The organism is Vibrio sp. OPT41 (assembly GCF_015163595.1).
GTDB classification, from domain to species: Bacteria; Pseudomonadota; Gammaproteobacteria; order Enterobacterales; family Vibrionaceae; genus Vibrio; species Vibrio alginolyticus.
In genome coordinates, this window is the sequence record NZ_JADDYH010000014.1 from 591,879 (window position 1) to 612,547 (window position 20,669).

Annotated in this window: 17 protein-coding genes; 11 read left to right on the forward strand and 6 right to left on the reverse strand. The window is 44.2% G+C overall.

All coding sequences use genetic code 11. The annotated features are described in order from the left end of the window. Positions 1-125 precede the first annotated feature (125 nt). From IQP38_RS06305 to IQP38_RS06330, 6 genes are all read left to right on the forward strand, one after another. The gene (locus tag IQP38_RS06305; RefSeq protein ID WP_005377954.1) at positions 126-821 is read left to right on the forward strand and encodes a DUF2786 domain-containing protein; all 696 of its coding nucleotides are present in this window, start codon (positions 126-128) and stop codon (positions 819-821) included. Between the two features lie 216 nt (positions 822-1,037). Next, a complete protein-coding gene (locus IQP38_RS06310; protein ID WP_005377956.1) occupies positions 1,038-1,697 on the forward strand; it encodes an OmpA family protein in 660 nt (219 codons plus the stop codon). A 76-nt stretch (positions 1,698-1,773) separates the two neighbouring features. Continuing rightward, entirely contained in the window at positions 1,774-2,748 is a 975-nt protein-coding gene (locus IQP38_RS06315) for a J domain-containing protein (RefSeq protein ID WP_193837433.1), read from the forward strand. Positions 2,749-2,925: 177 nt separating this feature from the next. After that, positions 2,926-3,108 carry a hypothetical protein gene (locus tag IQP38_RS06320; RefSeq protein ID WP_005377960.1) on the forward strand — a complete coding sequence of 61 codons (183 nt, stop codon included), beginning with the start codon at positions 2,926-2,928 and terminating at the stop codon, positions 3,106-3,108. Positions 3,109-3,519: 411 nt separating this feature from the next. Then, positions 3,520-3,912, forward strand: a complete 393-nt coding sequence (locus IQP38_RS06325) for a SulA-like leucine-rich domain-containing protein (RefSeq protein ID WP_005377962.1) — start codon at positions 3,520-3,522, stop codon at positions 3,910-3,912. Positions 3,913-4,115: 203 nt separating this feature from the next. Further along, a complete protein-coding gene (locus IQP38_RS06330) occupies positions 4,116-5,219 on the forward strand; it encodes a phosphoribosylaminoimidazolesuccinocarboxamide synthase (protein ID WP_193837434.1) in 1,104 nt (367 codons plus the stop codon). 78 nt (positions 5,220-5,297) lie between these two features. On the opposite strand, the gene IQP38_RS06335 is transcribed toward IQP38_RS06330, so the two are convergent. The 3 genes from IQP38_RS06335 to IQP38_RS06345 all read right to left on the reverse strand — a co-directional run bounded on the left by IQP38_RS06335 (position 5,298) and on the right by IQP38_RS06345 (position 10,322). Then, positions 5,298-6,971: an alkaline phosphatase D family protein gene (locus tag IQP38_RS06335; RefSeq protein ID WP_104979024.1), complete on the reverse strand. Its 1,674-nt coding sequence runs from the start codon at positions 6,969-6,971 to the stop codon at positions 5,298-5,300. A gap of 330 nt (positions 6,972-7,301) precedes the next feature. Continuing rightward, on the reverse strand, positions 7,302-7,679 hold the full coding sequence (locus IQP38_RS06340; RefSeq protein WP_005377965.1) for a hypothetical protein: 378 nt from the start codon (positions 7,677-7,679) through the stop codon (positions 7,302-7,304). A 288-nt stretch (positions 7,680-7,967) separates the two neighbouring features. Beyond that, entirely contained in the window at positions 7,968-10,322 is a 2,355-nt protein-coding gene (locus IQP38_RS06345) for a helicase-related protein (RefSeq protein ID WP_193837435.1), read from the reverse strand. Positions 10,323-10,535: 213 nt separating this feature from the next. Between IQP38_RS06345 and IQP38_RS06350 the strand changes: the two genes are divergently transcribed. From IQP38_RS06350 to IQP38_RS06360, 3 genes are all read left to right on the forward strand, one after another. After that, complete coding sequence (locus IQP38_RS06350; protein ID WP_005377977.1) at positions 10,536-12,224, forward strand: NAD-dependent malic enzyme; 1,689 nt, start codon at positions 10,536-10,538, stop codon at positions 12,222-12,224. Between the two features lie 154 nt (positions 12,225-12,378). Continuing rightward, positions 12,379-13,113, forward strand: a complete 735-nt coding sequence (locus tag IQP38_RS06355; protein ID WP_005388862.1) for a SanA/YdcF family protein — start codon at positions 12,379-12,381, stop codon at positions 13,111-13,113. 219 nt (positions 13,114-13,332) lie between these two features. Beyond that, a complete protein-coding gene (locus IQP38_RS06360; RefSeq protein ID WP_017634863.1) occupies positions 13,333-14,703 on the forward strand; it encodes an SLC13 family permease in 1,371 nt (456 codons plus the stop codon). Positions 14,704-14,846: 143 nt separating this feature from the next. Here the strand turns inward: IQP38_RS06360 and IQP38_RS06365 are convergent, their stop codons facing one another. Then, positions 14,847-16,184 carry a GGDEF domain-containing protein gene (locus tag IQP38_RS06365; protein WP_031781257.1) on the reverse strand — a complete coding sequence of 446 codons (1,338 nt, stop codon included), beginning with the start codon at positions 16,182-16,184 and terminating at the stop codon, positions 14,847-14,849. A gap of 336 nt (positions 16,185-16,520) precedes the next feature. Between IQP38_RS06365 and IQP38_RS06370 the strand changes: the two genes are divergently transcribed. Then, positions 16,521-17,345, forward strand: coding sequence for a DUF2797 domain-containing protein (locus tag IQP38_RS06370; RefSeq protein WP_005377984.1), 825 nt, complete (start codon positions 16,521-16,523; stop codon positions 17,343-17,345). A gap of 90 nt (positions 17,346-17,435) precedes the next feature. On the opposite strand, the gene IQP38_RS06375 is transcribed toward IQP38_RS06370, so the two are convergent. Further along, complete coding sequence (locus IQP38_RS06375; protein WP_005377986.1) at positions 17,436-18,671, reverse strand: cysteine desulfurase-like protein; 1,236 nt, start codon at positions 18,669-18,671, stop codon at positions 17,436-17,438. Then, complete coding sequence (locus IQP38_RS06380) at positions 18,655-19,311, reverse strand: 2OG-Fe dioxygenase family protein (protein ID WP_193837436.1); 657 nt, start codon at positions 19,309-19,311, stop codon at positions 18,655-18,657. The genes IQP38_RS06375 and IQP38_RS06380 overlap by 17 nt, the downstream gene beginning before the upstream one ends. A gap of 359 nt (positions 19,312-19,670) precedes the next feature. Here IQP38_RS06380 and trxB point away from each other — a divergent pair, with 359 nt between their 5' ends. After that, the gene (gene trxB / locus IQP38_RS06385; RefSeq protein WP_005377991.1) at positions 19,671-20,630 is read left to right on the forward strand and encodes a thioredoxin-disulfide reductase; all 960 of its coding nucleotides are present in this window, start codon (positions 19,671-19,673) and stop codon (positions 20,628-20,630) included. Positions 20,631-20,669 lie beyond the last annotated feature (39 nt).

The window sequence follows — 20,669 nt, forward strand, 5'->3', positions numbered from 1 at the left end:
GCTTAATGCGAGGCTTCTTTTTATGTGCAGAAATTATCTTCAGTCCCACCTTGTATTTCGTTTTTATGTCAAAAAAGGTAATATGTCTGACTTCATAAATTTTCTGCTTTCGTTACTGGTTGTCGATGGATAAACAAAAAGCTCTGAAAAAAATCGCCAAGTGCTTAGAACTGGGCAATTCCGCTAATGTTAATGAGGCTGCCAATGCTATCAAAATGGCACATCGCCTCATGCTTAAATATGGTCTCGATAAAGACGATATTGAGTTCATCAGAATGGGAAAAACACAATCTTCTCATCTGCTACCAGCGAACATCAGTTCTACCATATTGCGAGTGATTCGCGGCATTAACACAAAATTCGGTGTCGAAGCAGTATTGTTGAATCACAAAGGGCTCAAACGTGTCGAATTTATCGGTGAAGCAGATCGCGCTATTTTTGCTGCATTTGCTTTCGATATTGTTTATCGCGAGATGAACGAAAGTACCGGACAATTCCGAAACAGCTTTGCTGGCACCGGCACCTCTTCTCAGGAAGTGACTCGCCGTGTGAACTCATTTGTATCTGGCTGGGTGGAAGGCGCGATTGAAAAATTGCCAATTATTTCTCCAGATGAAGAGTCGGCCAATAAAATTAATGACTATATTGATAAAGAATTCCAAAACATTGACCGCGAAACGTTCAAGAAGCAATTGAAAGAAGCGATGAAAAACCTAACTGAAGACTACGAAGTGGGCTTAAAGAAAGGTAGAAAGGTTTCAGTTAACCGTGGAGTGGGCGGCGAACAAGCACGTAAAATGTTGGGCGATTCATCGAAATAGCCAGAATAGTAAAGGATTCACATAAGCAGCAATGACTTCGATGTCTATGGGGCTTACTTTGAGAGCTTTGGCAGTATTGATAGGAATTTTCTTACATAAACTCTTATCAATCTTACTTTCTCATAACAAATATTAATGCTTGTTTATTCATAATTCGCATCCCATTATGAGGCATGGTTTCGCCTCAGTTTTATACGGAGATTTCCCTTGAAAAAGATGCCTATTGCACTAGCTCTAGTGCTAGCTCTTACTGGCTGTCAAGCCACTCAACGCCAAAATGCAACAACGGGTGAATACGAAACTAACTCCACCACGCAAGGCGCGCTTATTGGTGCGATCGCGGGCGCAGCAATCGGCCTAGCAACGGGTGATGATGCTAAAGAACGTCGTCAGCATGCACTCATTGGTGCAGCCGCAGGCGGAGCGACTGGCGCTGGCGTTGGTTACTACTTTGACCAACAAGAAGCGGAATTACGTCGCGCTTTGCTAAACTCTGGCGTACAAGTTCAGCGTGTTGGTGAAAATCAGCTTTTACTGCGTATGGAAAACGGTATCGGCTTCTCTTCAAGCTCTTACCAGCTTGATGCTAGTATCCATAATACTCTACGCGGTGTTGCTCGCATCCTAGTTGAGTACCCAGATACCAGTCTCGTTATTGATGGTTACACGGATAGCACAGGTAGTGAGTCATACAACCAAACGTTGTCAGAGCGCCGTGCAGAGTCCGTACGTCAATTCCTAGTATCTCAAAACGTTGCACCTGGTCGTGCAATTGCACGCGGCTACGGCGAACGTAACCCAATTTGCTCAAACCAAACTTCTGAAGGTCGTGCGTGCAACCGTCGTGTTGAAATCCAGATCTTGCCACTGAAGTAATTTGGTTGCACCATAACGGTAATAATAAAAAATTACCGGAGCAGGCCTAACCATTATCGTTAGGCCTGACATATTAATGTCTGTCAAAACGTCTGCCCTACTCTGCTTATTTAGCCTCAGCTTTTCTGGCTACTCACTTGCCTCTCAAGCTCCAAATGACCCCATCGAACAATACGAGTACGCACAACAATTATTGGCATCAAACGAAGCTGAAGCCTCACCAGAAACGCGCTACTGGCTAGAGCAATCCGCCAACCAAGGTTACCTCCCTGCACAAAAACAGCTCGCGAACGACTTTGCTAAAGGGATAAATGGCGAAAAAAATGAAACACAAGCGTTATATTGGCTAACCTCTATCGCACTCAATGACCCAACCGATCGTGGCTTTCTTCTCGCCGATTTTATTCAGCGCAATCCAGATAAGGTCACAACTTCTCAATTGACTGAAGCCTTGTATCAAATGGCTTCTCAGCATAATCCAGCAGCAGAACAAGCTTATAATCAACTGTTAGAGCAGCGCTTCAACCAACTGCGAGCTAAACAAGTCTCGCAAATAAAGTCGCTCGATAAAAAGGCTGAGCAAGCACAGGAAGAGAAAAGCGCAGTTGCAAACCCCAAAGTAGAACACTCGCAGTTTTTATGGCTGATCTGGCTAGCGGCGATACTAATCATCAGCGGCTTAAGTTTTCTCGTAATCAAGAAACTTAAGCAGAATAGAAAAGCGCTTGAAGCCAAAGAGGAAAGCCAAAATCAACGAATGGCGAAAAAAATAAAAGAGCTAGAGTTTACGAACAAGCAACTGAAACGCCAGCTAGAGAAAGTATTCAAAGAATTTAAGAAATCCAAAACCCAGGCAGAGAACCATAAGCTAAGCGTCGCGTGTGCTATGTTTGGCTACACACCACAACACATCCCTGATTTACAAGCAATCAAGCTACGCTATAGACAGCTATCAAAGCTTTATCATCCTGACACAAGAGGCAGTGAAGAAGAAATGAAGCGACTCAATCATGCCTTTAAGCTCGTCTCACAAAATGTTACAAAACAGTAAAAATAGGTCAGGATACTTTGGCTAGCATGCTTTTAGACCTATATAATCAAGCGCCGCAATCGATCTCCCTCTCAAACAAATTAACAGACATTTAACTTAAGTCGCGCTTTTATGCCATAATGCCCGGCGCAAAATAACACCTAACGACTCAAATTAATCTAGGTGGGGAGAAAATCAATGTTCACTGAAGAAGGCACCTGTGATTGGTGTAAAAAACCTAGCCTTGTAACTCGTCACGATTATTTAGATGGCAAGCACCACTACTCATGTAAAGCTTGTTACGACATGGCGAAAATCGACGTGCGCCTATTTAACCAAGGCGAATTACAAATGCGCGAACGCTTGCAACGAGCGAGCTAAGCAAGACGGAATCAACGGAACTGATTTTCAAAGGCGCCTCTTAAGGCGCTTTTTTGATCGGCCAAGCCCTATTTCCAATCTCTATCTCGTATTCCCTCCTATCTTACATAGCACGTCGCATCGGTTATCAGCCCTCTCCCACTGTATACAAACCATTGTCCGTGAAAAACACCTGTATATACAGTAGTAAACCCCTGTATGTCTCTCGTCCAGTTTTCTACTCACCTCACATTTTTAAATTGATGTTAGACATATCAAAAATGAAAAACAACCACATAAATTCAATTACTTAGAATCAAATCCTTTTATTTCCTTCTCAAAAAACCGCAAATAACTTTTGAGAAACTGGTTGATCAGGTCACCAAAACAAACTACTGTATACACATACAGCATGTATAAAGGAACAGTAAGATGCAGTTACAAAGTCAATCTCATACATACTCTCGTTACAACGTATTGGCACAAGCAACTAAGCCCATGGCCGTTTCGGATCAGCTTCTATCTAAGCTGGCTGTTTTATCGCAGCAGAAACAATGGATTTTGTTTACAGCAGACTGCCCTCGTCCAGACTTTGAACAACTCACTGCTTCTAATATTTGCTGTAAAAACGTTATTCAAATGAAGCCCTCTCAACAGCTTTCAGAAGTCGAGATCGTGATAAAAGCCATCCGCTCAGGCAATGCCAGTGCTGTTGTCGCATCCAATAAAATTGCACTTATGAATCAATCTATGTTGCGCGACATGGCGCAGCGCTATCAGTGTGAAGTCTTTTTCGTCGAAGGCAGAGTTAATAAGTACCACTAATAAGTTCGACGTTATCCATCCTGCATCTCGCCTCCTTTTTAAGGGGGCTTTTTTTGTATTAAAGAAAACAGGCAAACGTTTGCTTTTTCTCTGGCGAGTTAAAATAGTTCTGGTATGATGCCCACATTCGATTTATTCAGCGCCCACATTTTGCTGAATATCTTCTCTTTCTGACGTTTGATTAAGATGATAGGAATGTCGCAATGAGCCTTGCTAATCAAGTACTTGCCGTCAATGACGACCTGCCAATTCGCACCCATAAACCCGTTCATAGTGGAAAAGTTCGTTCAGTTTACTGGTTAACTGAAGAAGACAGCACCCGACTGATCAAAGAAAAAGGATACAATGTCGCTCCAGATGCGCCTTTGGCTATCATGGTGATTAGCGACCGAATCTCTGCATTCGATTGTATTTGGCATGCTGAAGGTGGTCTTAATGGTGTCCCGGGTAAAGGGGCTGCGCTTAATGCGATTTCTAATCACTGGTTCAAACTGTTCAAAGAAAATGGCTTAGCAGATAGCCATATTCTAGACATTCCTCACCCTTTTGTTTGGATTGTACAAAAAGCCAAACCGGTAAAAATCGAAGCCATCTGCCGCAAATACATCACGGGTTCGATGTGGCGCGCTTACGCAAATGGCGAGCGCGAGTTTTGTGGAATCCAACTTCCTGAAGGGTTAGGAAAAGACAAAGCACTGCCAGAGTTGCTAATGACCCCATCCACAAAAGGCATTCTAAAAGGCATTCCCGGTGTGCCAGAAGCGGATGACGTAAATATTACTCGTCAAAACATCGTAGACAACTACGAAGCATTTAACTTCTCAAGCGCTGACGATATCGCACTCTACGAAAAATTGCTGAAAGAAGGCTTTAACGTTATCAGCCAAGCGTTAGAAGAAATCGACCAAATCTTTGTCGATACCAAATTCGAATTTGGTTATGTTCATGATGCTGCTGGCAATGAAAAGCTGATTTACATGGATGAAGTGGGTACACCAGACTCGTCTCGTATATGGGATGCTAAAGAGTACCAAGCAGGTCACATCGTAGAGAACTCAAAAGAAGGTTTCCGCCAGTTCCTACTTAACCACTTCCCTGACCCAGATATCTTGCTAAACAAAGAACGTATGCCTGAGCGCGAAGCTCTCGCTCGTGATAATGCTTTGCCCGTCGAATCTTTGATGGCGATTTCGAGCACTTACATTGGTATTGCCGAGAAGATTACAAGCAAGCCGATTCATTTGAGTGAGAATCCGAAAGCGGAAATCATCGAGGTTCTGAGCAAAGAATACGGATTGATTGACTAGCACTGTCGCTAGATTGCTAAACGCTTTCCAATAAAAAGTCCGCACTAGCCTGCGGACTTTTTTCGTATTAGGCTCACCTTAGCCGATATTTAACGTAGTGCCATCTGTTGTAGAGGCTGACTTGGTCGTCACCTGATATGTTTTGTCTTTAATCGTTGATACGAAATACCAGGTCGACTCTGCCTTGTCGGGCGTAAAAGTAACGCGCATAAAGCCACGCTGTTTGATGTCTGCCCACTGTAATTCTGACACTAAGTGCGGCAGCGTGTATTCCATTTGAGCGATCGCAACAGGGTCTAACGCGAGGTAGGCCTCTAACCCAGGGGAACTCACAGAGCTAGTCGCAAACTCTACCCCGATAGGATGCTTAGATATGTCTTTAAGCTCACTTGCCCATGCGTTGTGCGTATCTCCTGCCAAGCAGACAAAGTTACCACTGCTGGCTTTGGCCAGTTGATAAACTTTCTCTCGCTCAACGTAGTAACCATCCCATGCATCTAGGTTATATGGCAAAGCAATGGTATCTAAACTTGGGTCAGAGAGATAACCCGTAATCGCAGAGTTTACCGCTAATAACGCCTCTGTTTTTTGTTCTTCAGTGGCAGTAAACAATTGAAACATCGCGGTCATAACCGAACTTGGCAACTCCATACGAGACATTAACACTTGTTGCCCTAGCACATTCCAAGTTGCGTCGTGCGTACTGAACGCATCCATCAGCCAAGCGAGTTGGTCACCGCCTAACAGCTCTCGGTCATGACTGCGCGACTGAGCAACTAAACCGCCAATAGCTTCCATCGTTGGTGAGCTGAGCGAGAAATAATCCAACGGTTTATCACGCCCCACAAGTCGCGTGTCGAGCATCATCAAATTGACTAAACCTCCAAACGAAAACTGACGGTAAATCAGCATGTTTGAGAAAGTGTTTTCACGAACGGGCAACCATTCTGTCCACGCGGCAGCCGCAGCTGCACGACGATCATTAAAACTGCCTTCCTCTTCTTGATGGTTTTCCGCACCATTTTTCCAACTATCATTTGCAAGCTCATGGTCATCCCAGACTGCAATCATTGGTAGGCTCGCATGTAACGCTTGCAGATCAGCATCTTGGCGATATTGCGCATACCGTTTTCGGTAATCATCTAAGGTAATGCATTCAGTGCCTTTGCTTGGCTCTCGCCCTAGTGCCTCAGCATCTTCATTAGCGTAGCCACCAGCACCATACTCATATATGTAATCACCGAGATGAAGCACCACATCAAACGGGTCTTGCTCATGTTGATTTAAAATCTCTCGGTACACATGGAAATAGCCAGCAGGATAGTTTGCACAAGAAACAACCGCCATGGATGCCTTTTCTACACCATCTTCTGGTAATGTTTGAGTTTGCCCGACTTCGCTAGTGACATCACCAACCATGAATCGATAGTAGTAACGAGAATTTGCGTTGAGATTTTGAACATCGACTTTTACCGTGAAATCTCGGCTCGTGTCTGTGGCAAAAGTGCCACTTTGCACGATATCAGTAAAATTTTCGTTAGATGAAACTTGCCAGTTTACATCTGCGTAGCTCGCTGAGGTTGTAACACGAGTCCAAATGATTACTTGTGTTTGAGTAGGATCTCCACTCGCCACTCCGTGCTCAAAGGTAACCGCAACAGATTCACTAGCATCGCTACCACAGCCCACCAGCCCGGTAACAATCGCCGTTGAAGAGGCAGCTTTCATAAAGTCTCGACGAGACAAAGACATATTGACTTCCTTTCTTATTGTGTTTGTTTTTATGCCCAAATGACGTGGTGACTCAATCATCCTTGTGTGCCAATAAGGGACGTTAATTCGAACTTACAGTACCAACCACTTAGTCGGTAATTTGTCCTAAAAACACAAAGTTAGAAGCTAGTTATGACAATTGCATTTCCAAACGTTACATTTTTGTTAATTTAAGTGCAAATACTCTATATTCATCACATTTCCTAAGACCTGTGACAAAAACCTCAAAATAAAAAAGCGACCTACTTTGAGGTCGCTTTTCATTGCACTATTGTTAAGTGGTACATCGATGAAGTGGAAATGCTCAGCCTAAAACTTGATGTTAAGGACATCTTGTTCTGACGTATCCACCTTCAACTGACTGCGAGATTCTATGTACTCGATTTGCTGAACATCGAGCGAATATGGCATAACGACTCGCAATTCATTGATCCCTTCATGTTTAGCTAACTGGGTTAAGCGGACCAAATTGGATTCATCACTTTTACGAGAAGACATCGATTTTAATGCGGCATCCCACAACCGATCTTCAGGCTTGCTCAATTCCGCAATGTTCTGTTTCCACATCAAACCGAAAATAGGCGCGATGGTGGCAAATGCCTCTAAGAAGGTCCATTTTTTACTACCTGTCGCCCCTAAAAAGCTAGTGTAGTCGAATTCAATGCACGTCTTTCCTTGTTGATCCATTCTATGCCCCCGACACTCGAAAATGAGATATACCAAATATCGTTCAACTGTTTTGATATAGCAATGGGATATAAAACATTCGTCTTTTATGCCCTAATTTACATACAAAAGGAAATATTAAAACCAGCTTTGTAACAACTGATGTACAGCTTCGCCATATATAAGCATTCAATTGATTAATATTTCAATTAAGAAACTAAAAACAACACGTAAGTAACGATATCAATATGAAATCATTATAGATTCACCAAGAAAATATCAATTCTTGTCACAACGTCATCCCCCGACCTACTTTACATCAATCACTCGACTGGCCTTTTTATACTGTATCTTCCAACCAGCCCAACGTGGCAGCTCCCAACGCTTCGGGTCTCCCTTACGGTTTCCCTCTCGATAAACGACCTGTACCAGCTTACGAGACGCGTAATACTCGACATCTAGTTGGAGTTCTGGCAGCGAAAGTTCTAAAGGGTACTGCTCCGTGAAATCGTCGTATTCCCATTCTGGAACACCGTTAAATTTTAAGTCTTCTGGTTCAAACAACGCCATATCATCGGTGTTTTCAACGCCTAATGTTTCCAACTGATCCTTTAACCAGCTAGAAAATGTCAAGGAGGCCAAGTCGTTAACCTCTTCTCCTTCGGCATTAAGGCCCAATGCGTTGTAGAGTTTCCAGTGTTGGATTTGCTGTTTTCTTTGAGAAGCAAAACCTGGTAACAGTGTCTCGTCTTCTATCATTTCGACAATAGACTGAACTGCCACATCACCTTTTAACGCTTGATGTTCAGTACAGATTATTCGCCCGGCGTAGACCAAGTGCATCGTTGCTCTTGAGGTCTCTTCTTCATAATTCGTCTCACCTTGTTGCCACTCCCCTAGCTCAAGTTCGCGTAATAACGTCAGCGGGATAGGCATCATAACCGATGCGAGGTTTAGTGTTTGCTTAACACCTCGTCCTGGCACGCTATGGCTATCTAGCACGATGGCCGCTTCTTCTTTATCAGGAAAGCGGCTGTTACGCCCAACCAGCATCTCGACTACGCCATTTCCTAGAGCATCCCTTCGACGAGCTCGTCGGACAAACACAAGCTCAGGGTGCAATGAGGCGATGGAGAAAAAGAGCGCTTCACGTTTATATCGAGAGGCAACGTCAAGTTCCGGCAATTCAAACACTTCTCGCATTTGTTTCGCTAAACCTTGTGCCTCTTCGAGCGCGCTAGCATCAATGATAATGCCTGAGAGTTGCTCCCCCCGAACCAAACGGATCAGTAAAGAGGCATCACATCCGTATGGCTCATCTTGAGATAGAAGCTCAGCGACTTCACCACTTTGTCGCTGATAGAGCTGCGCAGGCACAGATAAGGCGGCAGCCAAATCAATCATTGCTTCCTTCTCTGGCTTCGCTTGAATTCTGGTAACGAGATCGGCAAACAGTGCATCAATAGGTAGTGGATATACTTTTCTCCCGTGCTGCGTGACATTGCCATCCTCATCAATCGCTTCCATGGATAACAACGTCGAATGAGATGCCTCTAGCGACTTTGGGGGAATTGAGTCGAGAAAATCGAGTGTTGAGAGACGGTACCCACAACAAGCCGCTGCCAGCATGGGCTCGACGAGCTCTTCTCTGTGTAATTCTGGAGGTGTCACCAACTCTAAAGGCGCGTGCTCACCATATAGACGAATACAAGCCCCTTCGGTAACGCGACCTGCTCGCCCCATTCGCTGCGCGGCACTGGCCTTAGAAATGTTGGTTAATGTCAGTGCTGTACGTCCATTTCGTTGTACAGTTCTGCGCTCTAAACCACTATCGATTACCACACGGATATTAGGAATGGTCAGAGAGGTTTCCGCGACGTTGGTTGCCAATACGACTTTCCGTTGCTTTTGTACCGTCAGCGCACGATGTCGTTCTTCATCACTGACCGAGGCATGAAGTTTAACCACCATGACATCGCCGCAACTTTGTAGCATCTGAGCACATTGGGTGATCTCTTTGCGTCCTGGGAGAAAAACAAGAATATCGCCACCTTCATCTTCCAGTGCTTCTTTTACCGCTCCGACAACCTCCTGTTCACATCCCTTTTTGTTCGGTAAATAGCGGCTGTCTGTGGAACGATGTGTCACCGTGACTGGAAAGCAACGTCCCTCCGAACGCAGACGCTTAGCATTCAGGTAACGAGCAAGCTTTTCGCCTTCTAAGGTAGCGGAAGTGACGATCAATCGATGTTGATTTCCTTGCTTCAAAATGGCGGTTAATAGATCAATATCCCAGCGTCGCTCGTGAAATTCGTCCACTATCACGACATCAAAGTCTGCTAGCTTGTTTTCCGAAAACCAACGCAGTGCAACCCCCGGAGTGACAAATACAACTTCGGTTTTTTCATCAAAGTAGGCATGAAGCTTGATCGCGTAACCGACTTTGCGACCTATTGGCTCTCCAGATTGCTCCGCAAGAAATTCAGCCAGCGAGGTACAAGCAATTCGACGTGGTTCAATAACCAGAACGCGTCCGTGTTTTGCCGCCCACATGGGCAAGCGGGTAGATTTACCCGACCCGGTTTCGGCTTCCACCACAAGATGGTTAAGCCTTACATGATGGTCAAACTCAGCTTGCAGGCTGTCGATAGGTAGTTGAAACATAGAAATTGGATTTGATTTGATGATGCAAAACATTATACCCAAGTAAAAAAATCCTGCTTTAGGTATCTCTAAACAACCAATATTGCCGATATTTTCGTCGGTATCTGAATTTTTTTGCGACATTACATTGATGTGCATCAACGCATGTTTACAACTAAATAGTGAACCCGTTAAAATTTGGTGCGCATCCTTCAACCCTACATAAGGCACCCAATGAACAACGATAAACGCCCACTATATATTCCATATGCGGGTCCGGCTCTTTTAGCAACCCCTCTTTTGAACAAAGGCAGTGCATTCTCTGCTGAAGAACGTAGTTCATTCAACTTAGAAGGTCTGCTTCCAGAGTCGACCGAAACTATCCAAGAGCAGGTGGAACGTGCCTACCAGCAATACAAAAGTTTCGAAAGCGATATGGATAAACACATTTATCTGCGTAATATCCAAGACACCAACGAAACATTGTATTACCGCCTAGTGCAAAATCACATTTCTGAGATGATGCCTATCATCTACACGCCGACTGTTGGCGCAGCATGTGAAAACTTCTCTAACATTTACCGTCGTGGTCGCGGTCTGTTCATTTCATACCCGAACCGTGACCGTATTGACGACTTGCTGAACAACGCAGCAAACCACAACGTTAAAGTGATTGTTGTGACAGATGGAGAACGTATCCTTGGCTTGGGTGACCAAGGTATCGGCGGCATGGGTATTCCTATCGGTAAACTGTCACTATATACCGCGTGTGGTGGTATCAGCCCTGCTTACACGCTACCAATCGTGCTTGATGTGGGTACCAATAACCCGCAACGCTTAGCTGATCCGATGTACATGGGTTGGCGTCATCCTCGTATTACGGGTGCAGAATACGATGCATTTGTAGAAGAGTTTATCCAAGCGGTACAGCGCCGTTGGCCTGATGCTTTGATCCAGTTCGAAGACTTTGCTCAGAAAAATGCGATGCCTCTTCTAGAGCGTTACAAAGACCGCGTGTGTTGCTTCAATGATGATATTCAGGGTACTGCAGCTGTTACTGTTGGCTCTCTACTTGCCGCCTGTAAAGCAGCAGGAACTCAGCTTTCTAAACAACGTATTACCTTCCTAGGCGCAGGGTCTGCTGGTTGTGGTATCGCAGAAGCGATCATCGCACAAATGGTATCGGAAGGAATTTCTGACGAGCAAGCTCGCTCACAAGTTTACATGGTTGACCGTTGGGGTCTGTTACAAGAAGGCATGCCTAACCTTCTTGATTTCCAACAACGCTTGGTGCAAAAGCATACCAATACGAAAGAGTGGGAAAATGAAGGAAATGGCTTCTCACTACTCGATGTTATGCGTAACGCCAAGCCAACGGTACTAATTGGTGTTTCTGGTGCGCCTGGCCTATTTAGCCAAGAAGTCATCGAAGAAATGCATAAACACTGTAAGCGTCCGATTGTCTTCCCATTGTCGAACCCAACAAGCCGCGTGGAAGCGACACCGAACGACATCATTCGTTGGACAAATGGTGAAGCACTGGTTGCAACAGGTAGCCCATTTGAGCCAGTGGTTCATGAAGGTCGCACTTACCCTATTGCACAATGTAACAACAGCTACATCTTCCCAGGCATTGGCCTTGGTGTACTTGCTGTCAATGCAAAACGTGTCACTGACGAGATGCTAATGGAATCAAGCCGCGCGCTCGCAACATGTTCTCCTCTAGCAATCAACGGTCGTGGGGCTCTACTTCCACCACTAGAAGAGATCCACTTAGTATCGAAAAAAATCGCATTTGCCGTTGGTAAAAAGGCAATTGAACAAGGTGTCGCATTAGAAATTACTGATGAAGCATTGAACGTGGCAATTGAACAGTCGTTCTGGCAACCTGTTTACCGCCGTTACAAACGCACTGCGTTCTAAGCTTGAGACAATTCGTTTAATAATTAGCCCCTACCATGTAGGGGCTTTTATTTTTTTATCATCCTAACCAGATTTTGGCATAAATGGGCTTCTCTCTTTTTGTTTCTATCAGATATGATGAGAACTACATTTTTAGTTAAGGATATAAAACGTTTTGTTATTTTCTCGCATAAGATCAAAGTGGAAGCTGAAATTTTCCTGGAAGCGATTTGCTTTGATTTTGTCGATCTCTGCACTTAGTCTGCTTGTTTCTGTTATTGCCATCGACCGGTGGGTGGTTTTACAAGCCAAAGAGAGCATTTTCACTGAATACGAGCAAATCCCTCAACATGAGGTTGCCGTAGTTCTTGGTACCAGTAAATACATCGGAAAGATCCTCAACACTTACTACACTCATCGCATTAATGCGGCGATTGAGCTTTACAACCAAGGTAAAGTAAAACAGTTTTTATTGAGTGGTGATAACGCCCACCGTTCATACAACGAACCGTGGACAATGAAACGCGACTTACTTAAAGCAGGCGTGCCTGAAGAAGTGATTCACCTTGATTATGCTGGCTTTCGTACCTTAGATTCGATTGTACGAGCAAAAAAAATTTTTGCTTCGGAGCGATTTCTGATTGTGACTCAACGCTTTCACTGCGAACGCGCACTGTTCATCGCTGATGCTTACAGCATTGATGCACAGTGTCTCGCGGTAGCAGGGCCGACGGCCAACAAGCAAAAAACATCGATGCGTGTTCGAGAACTGCTAGCCCGTGTGAAAGCGTTTTTAGACCTGTATATTATCAATACGCAGCCTAAGTTTCTTGGCCCTCAAGAACCTATCGTCGCAGTAAAAGAGCCAAATAAAGCAGCTAACGAGCCTCTTCAAGTCCCCGTCGAATAGAGGAATAACGTGGCTCACAAGCCTAGTAACATTTCTATAAAACAAATGGGTAGTTTTCTACCCATTTCCAATTCTCAACATCACACTTTCTAATTTGCTCTACGATTCAGGCAAAACTCTTTTTCGCATTCAAAGTAACATTTCATCAATAAATAACTACAAGTCAGTTACTTTGCCATAAAAAAACCGACAAAAGGCAATGCAAAAGGAGCACTACCCATGACCGCACTCGCTGTGACATTGAAGAATTGGTTCTTCACTCGCAACAGCATGATTTTGAACGCGAATATCCTATTGTTCATTATCTTGTTTAATACCTTACCCTTTGAACCACAAGTAGTAACCGGCCTGAGCATCTTAGTTTTTGTTGCTATTTTGTGGCTAACCGAAGCGATTCACGTCAGCATTACTGCGCTGCTCATACCACTACTTGCGGTATTTTTGGGTGTGTTCAACACTCAAGCCGCACTGAATAACTTTTCCAACTCCATCATTTTTCTATTTTTGGGTGGTTTTGCACTAGCTGCGGCTCTACATAAACAAAAGTTAGATCAAGCTATTGCAGATAAAGTACTATTGCTGGCAAGAGGAAAAATGTCTGTCGCTGTATTCATGCTATTTGGTGTGAGTGCTGGCCTGTCAATGTGGATTTCAAACACCGCCACCGCCGCGATGATGTTACCGCTTGTGCTGGGTGTGATGACAAAGCTAGACGCTAAGAAAAACCACAACACCTTTTTGTTTGTTCTACTCGGTATCGCTTACAGTGCTTCAATTGGTGGTATTGCAACACTGGTTGGTAGCCCACCAAACGCAATTGCAGCAGCTGAAGTTGGCCTTAGCTTCACTGAATGGATGAAGTTTGGTGTACCTATTTCCCTAGTATTAATGCCAATCGCTATCCTCGTATTGTACACGATGACTAAGCCTGACCTTAGCCACAAGTTTGACCTTGACCATCAACCAGTCGAATGGACAAACGGCAAAATGATTACGTTGGCGATTTTCTTACTGACCGTGACGTTGTGGATATTCAGTAAGCCTATTAACGCTATGCTGGGTGGCTTCGCGAAGTTCGATACTCTTGTAGCTATTGGCGCCATCCTTCTACTTGGTGCTTCTCGCGCCGTCGAGTGGAAAGATATTGAGAAAACAACCGACTGGGGTGTGTTAATCCTATTTGGTGGTGGTATCTGTCTGAGTAACGTCCTAAAAGCAACCGGAACAAGCGTATTTTTAGCTCATAGCTTGTCAGGCTTCCTTGAGCAAGCCGGTATTCTCTTAACGATTCTTGCAGTGGTTGCTTTTGTTGTCTTCTTAACTGAGTTTGCGAGTAACACCGCCAGTGCTGCGCTACTTGTCCCTGTATTTGCGACCATTGCAGAAGCCTTAGGCATGTCTCCGGTTATTCTCTCTGCACTGATTGCCGTCGCTGCATCTTGTGCATTTATGTTACCAGTTGCAACACCTCCAAACGCGATTGTGTTCGGTACGGGTCATATCAAGCAAAAAGAAATGATGCGAATTGGTTTCGTATTAAACATTGCCTGTATTGCTGCACTAACGCTTTTCGCTTGGTTGTTCTGGTAAAAATAGCAAGTTCGATTAGCATTACACTGCTGCTCACGGTAATCGTATCGATAACCCAAACTTCCCCCCCTAAGTGGTGTTCAGCAGTTTCCCTCTTGGTGGCCAGTTGGCCACCTTTTTTCTTTCCTTTTAGTGAACGACTATCAGGCTTGCTTCTTTTCGCAAGCAAGTAAACCATAATGAGCTTCCACTCGGTTGCGACCATTGCGCTTCGCCTGATACAACACTTCGTCAGCTCTCGCCATGGTTTCTGAGACGCGTTCATTCTGCATTTGGGCAACGCCAATACTGCAAGTTAATGATTCACCGTGCACCCACAAATGATCCTCCACATTTTTGCGAATCATTTCTGCCTTCTCTAGCGCTTGTTCAATATTGGTATCAGGGCAAAATACGACAAACTCTTCGCCGCCCCAACGAACGAGTCGATCGTCTGAGTAAATAGAAGTCGCTACCACCATGACAAATTCGCGCAATATGTCATCCCCCATTTGGTGCCCAAATTTGTCGTTCACCTTTTTAAACTTATCCAAGTCCAAATAGAGAATACTGAAGGTGTTATGCCCCCAGCGAACCTGACGAGATTGTTGTTCCAGCCAGTGTTGCACAGCATATCGGTTCATCGCGCCCGTCAAAGCATCTCGATGCGCTAACTCTGCAAACTCATAGTTTTGAGCTCGCAAAGTATCATTCACCTTTTCCAAATGACGGTGACGCTTTTGCGCTTTTTCATAAGCCACTCTATTTTTTCGTAACTCATGCAGTGAAAAAGCCAGTCCAAGCGCCATCCAAGAGAGTAATAATGCATACAACAATGTTTCTTGCGCAAGGTAAGCGCCTTCAAACTCAATTTTATCAATCACAATTCTATGTTTACCAAGTGCCGCACCAGACCCAGTTGCAATATCAATACGTGTGATGTTTGAAAATTCAGGTGCAGAGTGCTCAATCGCGACTCCGTTATCCGCTAACCACCAGGTCATCACCTGAAGATTTTTAATCGGAATTTCGACAATATCGCTCGAACCCGACGGAGAAAACTGCATGCCATTATATTTAATGGTGTACTCGTCGTCCGGCTTGGAATACTCAGAATTATAATTGCGAAGATACAAACGTAGGTCGTGGCTAGGGTTAGCCCCTATTCCTGCCTCTTCATATCGCACCTTCAATCGAATCGTATGGTAGTTGGAAAGGTCAATACCCTGTGTTGGCGTTGCTGAATCGGTATAAACCGAGATTCCGCAGTAAGGCCAAGCATACGAGCTCTGCTTTAGTTCACAGCTAAGAACTAGGCTTTGCCGATCGTATGTGATATCAGCCTCACTCACACCTCCTTCACTGGCATCTTTAGTTGCATAGATATTGAAATGCTCAGGTGTAATGGTCAGCTTTCGCGTATCGCCAAGCACACTATAAAGGGCAACCAAGCTGATAGTGCAAATAGAAAGAGCAAAGATAAAGTTATGGATCCACTTCATGGGCAAGTGACCTGCTGAGATTATATGCAATACGTGAGGTTCAATAATTTCAAAAAATGAAATCAAGGTGATTTATCAAGAAATAAAATCACTTTCTCATTCAATTCTTAGTTTCGACACATAGTAACGGATTTTGAACCGTTATCACGTTTTAAAATTTCTAAAAAGTGCAGCTCAACTTCTATTTGCGAAGCATTTCACAGCCATAATTTTTAGAAAATAAAACACGATGCATAATAATTTAGTGCAAGACATTTACTTTAAAGCTCCTGTCAACCCTGCATCTCTTCTCCACTTCAGTATATACTGTGCAAAAACACAATAATGAGTAATGTCATGTCATTAATTGCAACTGGCACGCTAAACAAAATGCGTGCTTCTCTGGACGGTGCCGTCAACTACCGTCTTCCTGTCGGTGAGGAAGAAATCGACTTAACTCCGTTTCTGGGTAAAACGCTCACACTGACTCACACTGGCAATATTTTTTGTTGCTCATGTGGAAAGAAAACGAAAAAGAGTTATTCGCAAGGCCACTGTTTTGTATGCATGAAAAAGCTAGCAAGCTGCGACATGTGTATCATGAAGCCAGAGACCTGCCACTACGATCAAGGGACTTGTCGCGAACCACAATGGGGTGAAGAGAATTGCATGGTGGATCACTTTGTCTACCTGTCCAACACATCCAGCTTAAAAGTTGGTATTACTCGTCATACTCAAATCCCGACTCGTTGGATTGACCAAGGCGCGACTCAGGGCTTGCCAATTTTTAAAGTAAAAACTCGCCATATCTCCGGTTTAATTGAAGTTGAACTGGCGAAACATATCGCAGACAAGACCAATTGGCGCACACTGCTTAAAGGTGACGGTGAACCTATGGCATTGCAGGACCGTTTTGCTGAGCTATTGCCTTTAGTCGAAGAGAAAATTGCCGAGATAAAACAGCAATTCGGCGAAGATGCCATTGAAGTATTAAACGAAAGCATTACCGACCTTAGCTACCCGGTACAACAGCACCCAACGAAGATCACTTCGCATAACTTCGATAAAAACCCGGTTGTTACTGGCACTTTGCAAGGCATTAAAGGTCAATACCTCATCTTTGATACTGGCGTTATTAATGTAAGAAAATTCACTTCCTATGAAGTTGAAGTTAGTGAGTAATCGCTTGTAAAACGCGTTGATTCAAATAAAAACGAAAAAAGCTCGAGTTTGACTCGAGCTTTTGTTTTTCTATTAGGAAGAAATCGTTAGTTATGCGTCAAGGATGCTTTCTAGCACATCGAATAACATATCGACTTCTTCTATTGTGTTGTAATGCATACAACCAATTCGCACTACACCACCCGATTCTTCTAAACCAAGTTGACGAACTAAGCCCAACGCATAAAAGTGACCATTCCATACACAAATGTTATGTTCACCCAGTGTTTTCGCGATGAACTCTGGAGAATATCGGTCAAACGTTAGCGCAAAAGTTGGCGTGCGGAGTTGGCTATCTTCCTTTGCGATACCGAATAGATTGACACCATCTAATGCATTCAAACGCTGTAAGAAACGCTCACTCAAGCGCTGTTCATGTTGTTCATACAGTTGGTAGCTTTGCTCCAATCGTTGGCGAAGAGGTAAACCGACTTCACCAAATTGAGCCAGATACTCAACCGCAGAAACGACACCAGCAAGACCTTCAAAACTTTGCGTTCCTGTTTCAAATCGACCTGGGCCTATATTAGTGGCAGGCTCGACTTTGTAAGGGCGAATACTGTGGAGCCACTGATCGGCTATGTAAGCAATACCAACGTGCGGTCCGAAAAACTTGTAAGCTGAGCAAGCTAAAAAGTCACAACCTAACGCTTGAACATCAACCAAATGATGAGGCGCATAATGGACGGCATCCACATAAACTTGTGCCCCAACATTGTGCGCCATGCTGACTACTTGCTGTACATCCACAATAGAACCCGTCGTGTTCGATGCATAAGTCACAGCGACAAGGCGCGTTTTATCAGAAAGAAGGCGGCTTAAATGCTCCATATCCAGCGTACAATCTTCTTCGTTGATACGAACTTGATGAACCGTAACGCCTTTATCTTCTGCCGCTTGCTGCCAGCTGGATACATTTGAATAGTGATCCAAAGCGGAGACAATGATCTCATCTCCTGCTTGCCAATCTCGACTAATCGCGCGACTAAGCTGAAAGGTTAGTGAGGTCATATTGGCACCGAAGACAATATTGCCAGATGAAGGGGCATTAAGTAGCGCCTGAGCCGACTCACGCGCATTTTGCATTACGTCAACGGTCACTTGGCTAGAAAAATAATGCCCGCCTAAGTTAGCGTTGAAACGACCTAAATACCCAACCATGCTGTCTAGTACTGGTTGAGGCACTTGTGAGCCACCTGGACCATCAAAAAACGTCACGGGCTTGTCGTTGTGGTATTGAGCCAACGCCGGAAATTGCTCTCTGATCTGATTAAGATTGAAGTTCATTACGCTTATCCGTAGCAGTAAGTACAAATACATCCATATGGCCCGCTTCGTCATCAATAACAGAGCGGATTGGGCACGCGTTATGCCACAGCTTGCTATCAGCCAAGATTGCGACCTCTCCGGTTTCTAGCACTTTACGGAAAAATGGGGCTTGGTTATGGCTGCTGTACAGCATGATGTCGCCACCGATGATGTTATGGCGTCCCACACCAACCATTGCAATGTGATCAAAACCGTCTTGGTGCACACCTTCAGGTGCTACTTGGGTTTCTTCTTCCAGTGCCCTGATACGGATTTGGTGAATTTCTATTTCTTGACCGTTTGGCAGATGATTCACATTGACAAACAATTCACACATTTCCCGAAAGCCATCGCTGGTAAGAATATCCTTCTCAATTGGCTCGAATTGTCTTACTACATCACCTTGAAATCGGTTGATATCAGAGGATTGAACAAAGCTATTTTTATTTAAGTCGATGACTTTGCCGTTATCAAAACCAACCACAGAATAACGTCGTAGTCGATACTGACCATCTGCATGTTCGGTACGAGGCAGTTCTTCAAACGATGGGGAAAGCTGCTCAATTGCTGCCATGCTGAGCTGTGTTAAATGTAGAGTATTCTCACGTGAATGTAACATCATTTGCTCCTTTAATGAGGCACATTAATTAACATTTAATTTACACACTAGGTTACGCAAATATTCTGCAATTACCAGATTTTAACGTTGATAGCTTCAACAAAACGACGAAAACAACATAACAAACCAAATAAAACCACAAAAACAGAGCCATGTTTCAGTTTTACGCTTTGACAATATTTGAAACTAGACTTCTCTACTACGAATAGAATTTTATGCTAGAAGTCAACGTTCTCTATCAATATTTAGTGGGTTCTAATCTATAACCAATTATTCGATCACAATCGTTGTTTATGCTTTTAAAGCACTAAGAATTTCCATACAATCGAGGGAAATGTTACGCCCTTTTTGGAGCCATAATGAGCGACGTAAAACACTGTAAATTATTAATTCTTGGTTCTGGTCCTGCAGGATACACAGCTGCCGTCTACGCAGCGCGTGCAAACTTAAACCCTGTGCTTGTGACGGGAATGCAACAAGGTGGTCAGCTAACCACCACAACTGAAGTTGAAAACTGGCCAGGCGATGCTGAGGGACTGACAGGTCCAGCATTGATGGATCGCATGAAAGAACACGCCGAGCGTTTCGAAACTGAAATCGTATTTGATCACATCAATGAAGTAGAGCTATCACAACGCCCATTTCGTTTAAAAGGCGACTCAGGTGAGTACACTTGTGATGCCTTAATCATATCTACCGGCGCATCAGCAAAATACCTTGGCCTTGAGTCTGAAGAAGCATTTAAAGGTCGCGGCGTTTCTGCTTGTGCAACCTGTGACGGTTTCTTCTACCGTAATCAGAAAGTTGCAGTTGTGGGCGGTGGTAACACGGCTGTTGAAGAAGCGCTATACCTATCTAACATTGCGTCAGAAGTTCACCTGATCCACCGCCGCGATTCATTCCGCGCAGAGAAGATCCTTGTGAAACGTCTGATGGATAAAGTTGAAAGCGGTAATATCGTTCTTCATACCGATCGCACTCTCGATGAAGTACTGGGAGACGATATGGGCGTAACGGGCGTCCGCATTAAAGACGTGAACAGCGGTGCGACAGAAGATATCGATGTAATGGGTGCATTCATCGCAATTGGCCACCAGCCAAACACACAAATCTTTGAAGGCCAAGTAGACATGAAAGATGGCTACATCATCGTTCAATCAGGTCTTGAAGGCAACGCAACACAAACTAGTATCGAAGGTGTATTTGCAGCTGGCGACGTAATGGACCACAACTACCGTCAAGCGATCACCTCTGCAGGTACAGGTTGTATGGCTGCATTAGATGCTGAACGTTTCTTAGACTCACTTGGTGACAAATAACTTTTCACATTTGTGTCATATCCTTAAAGCCCAGCGGTA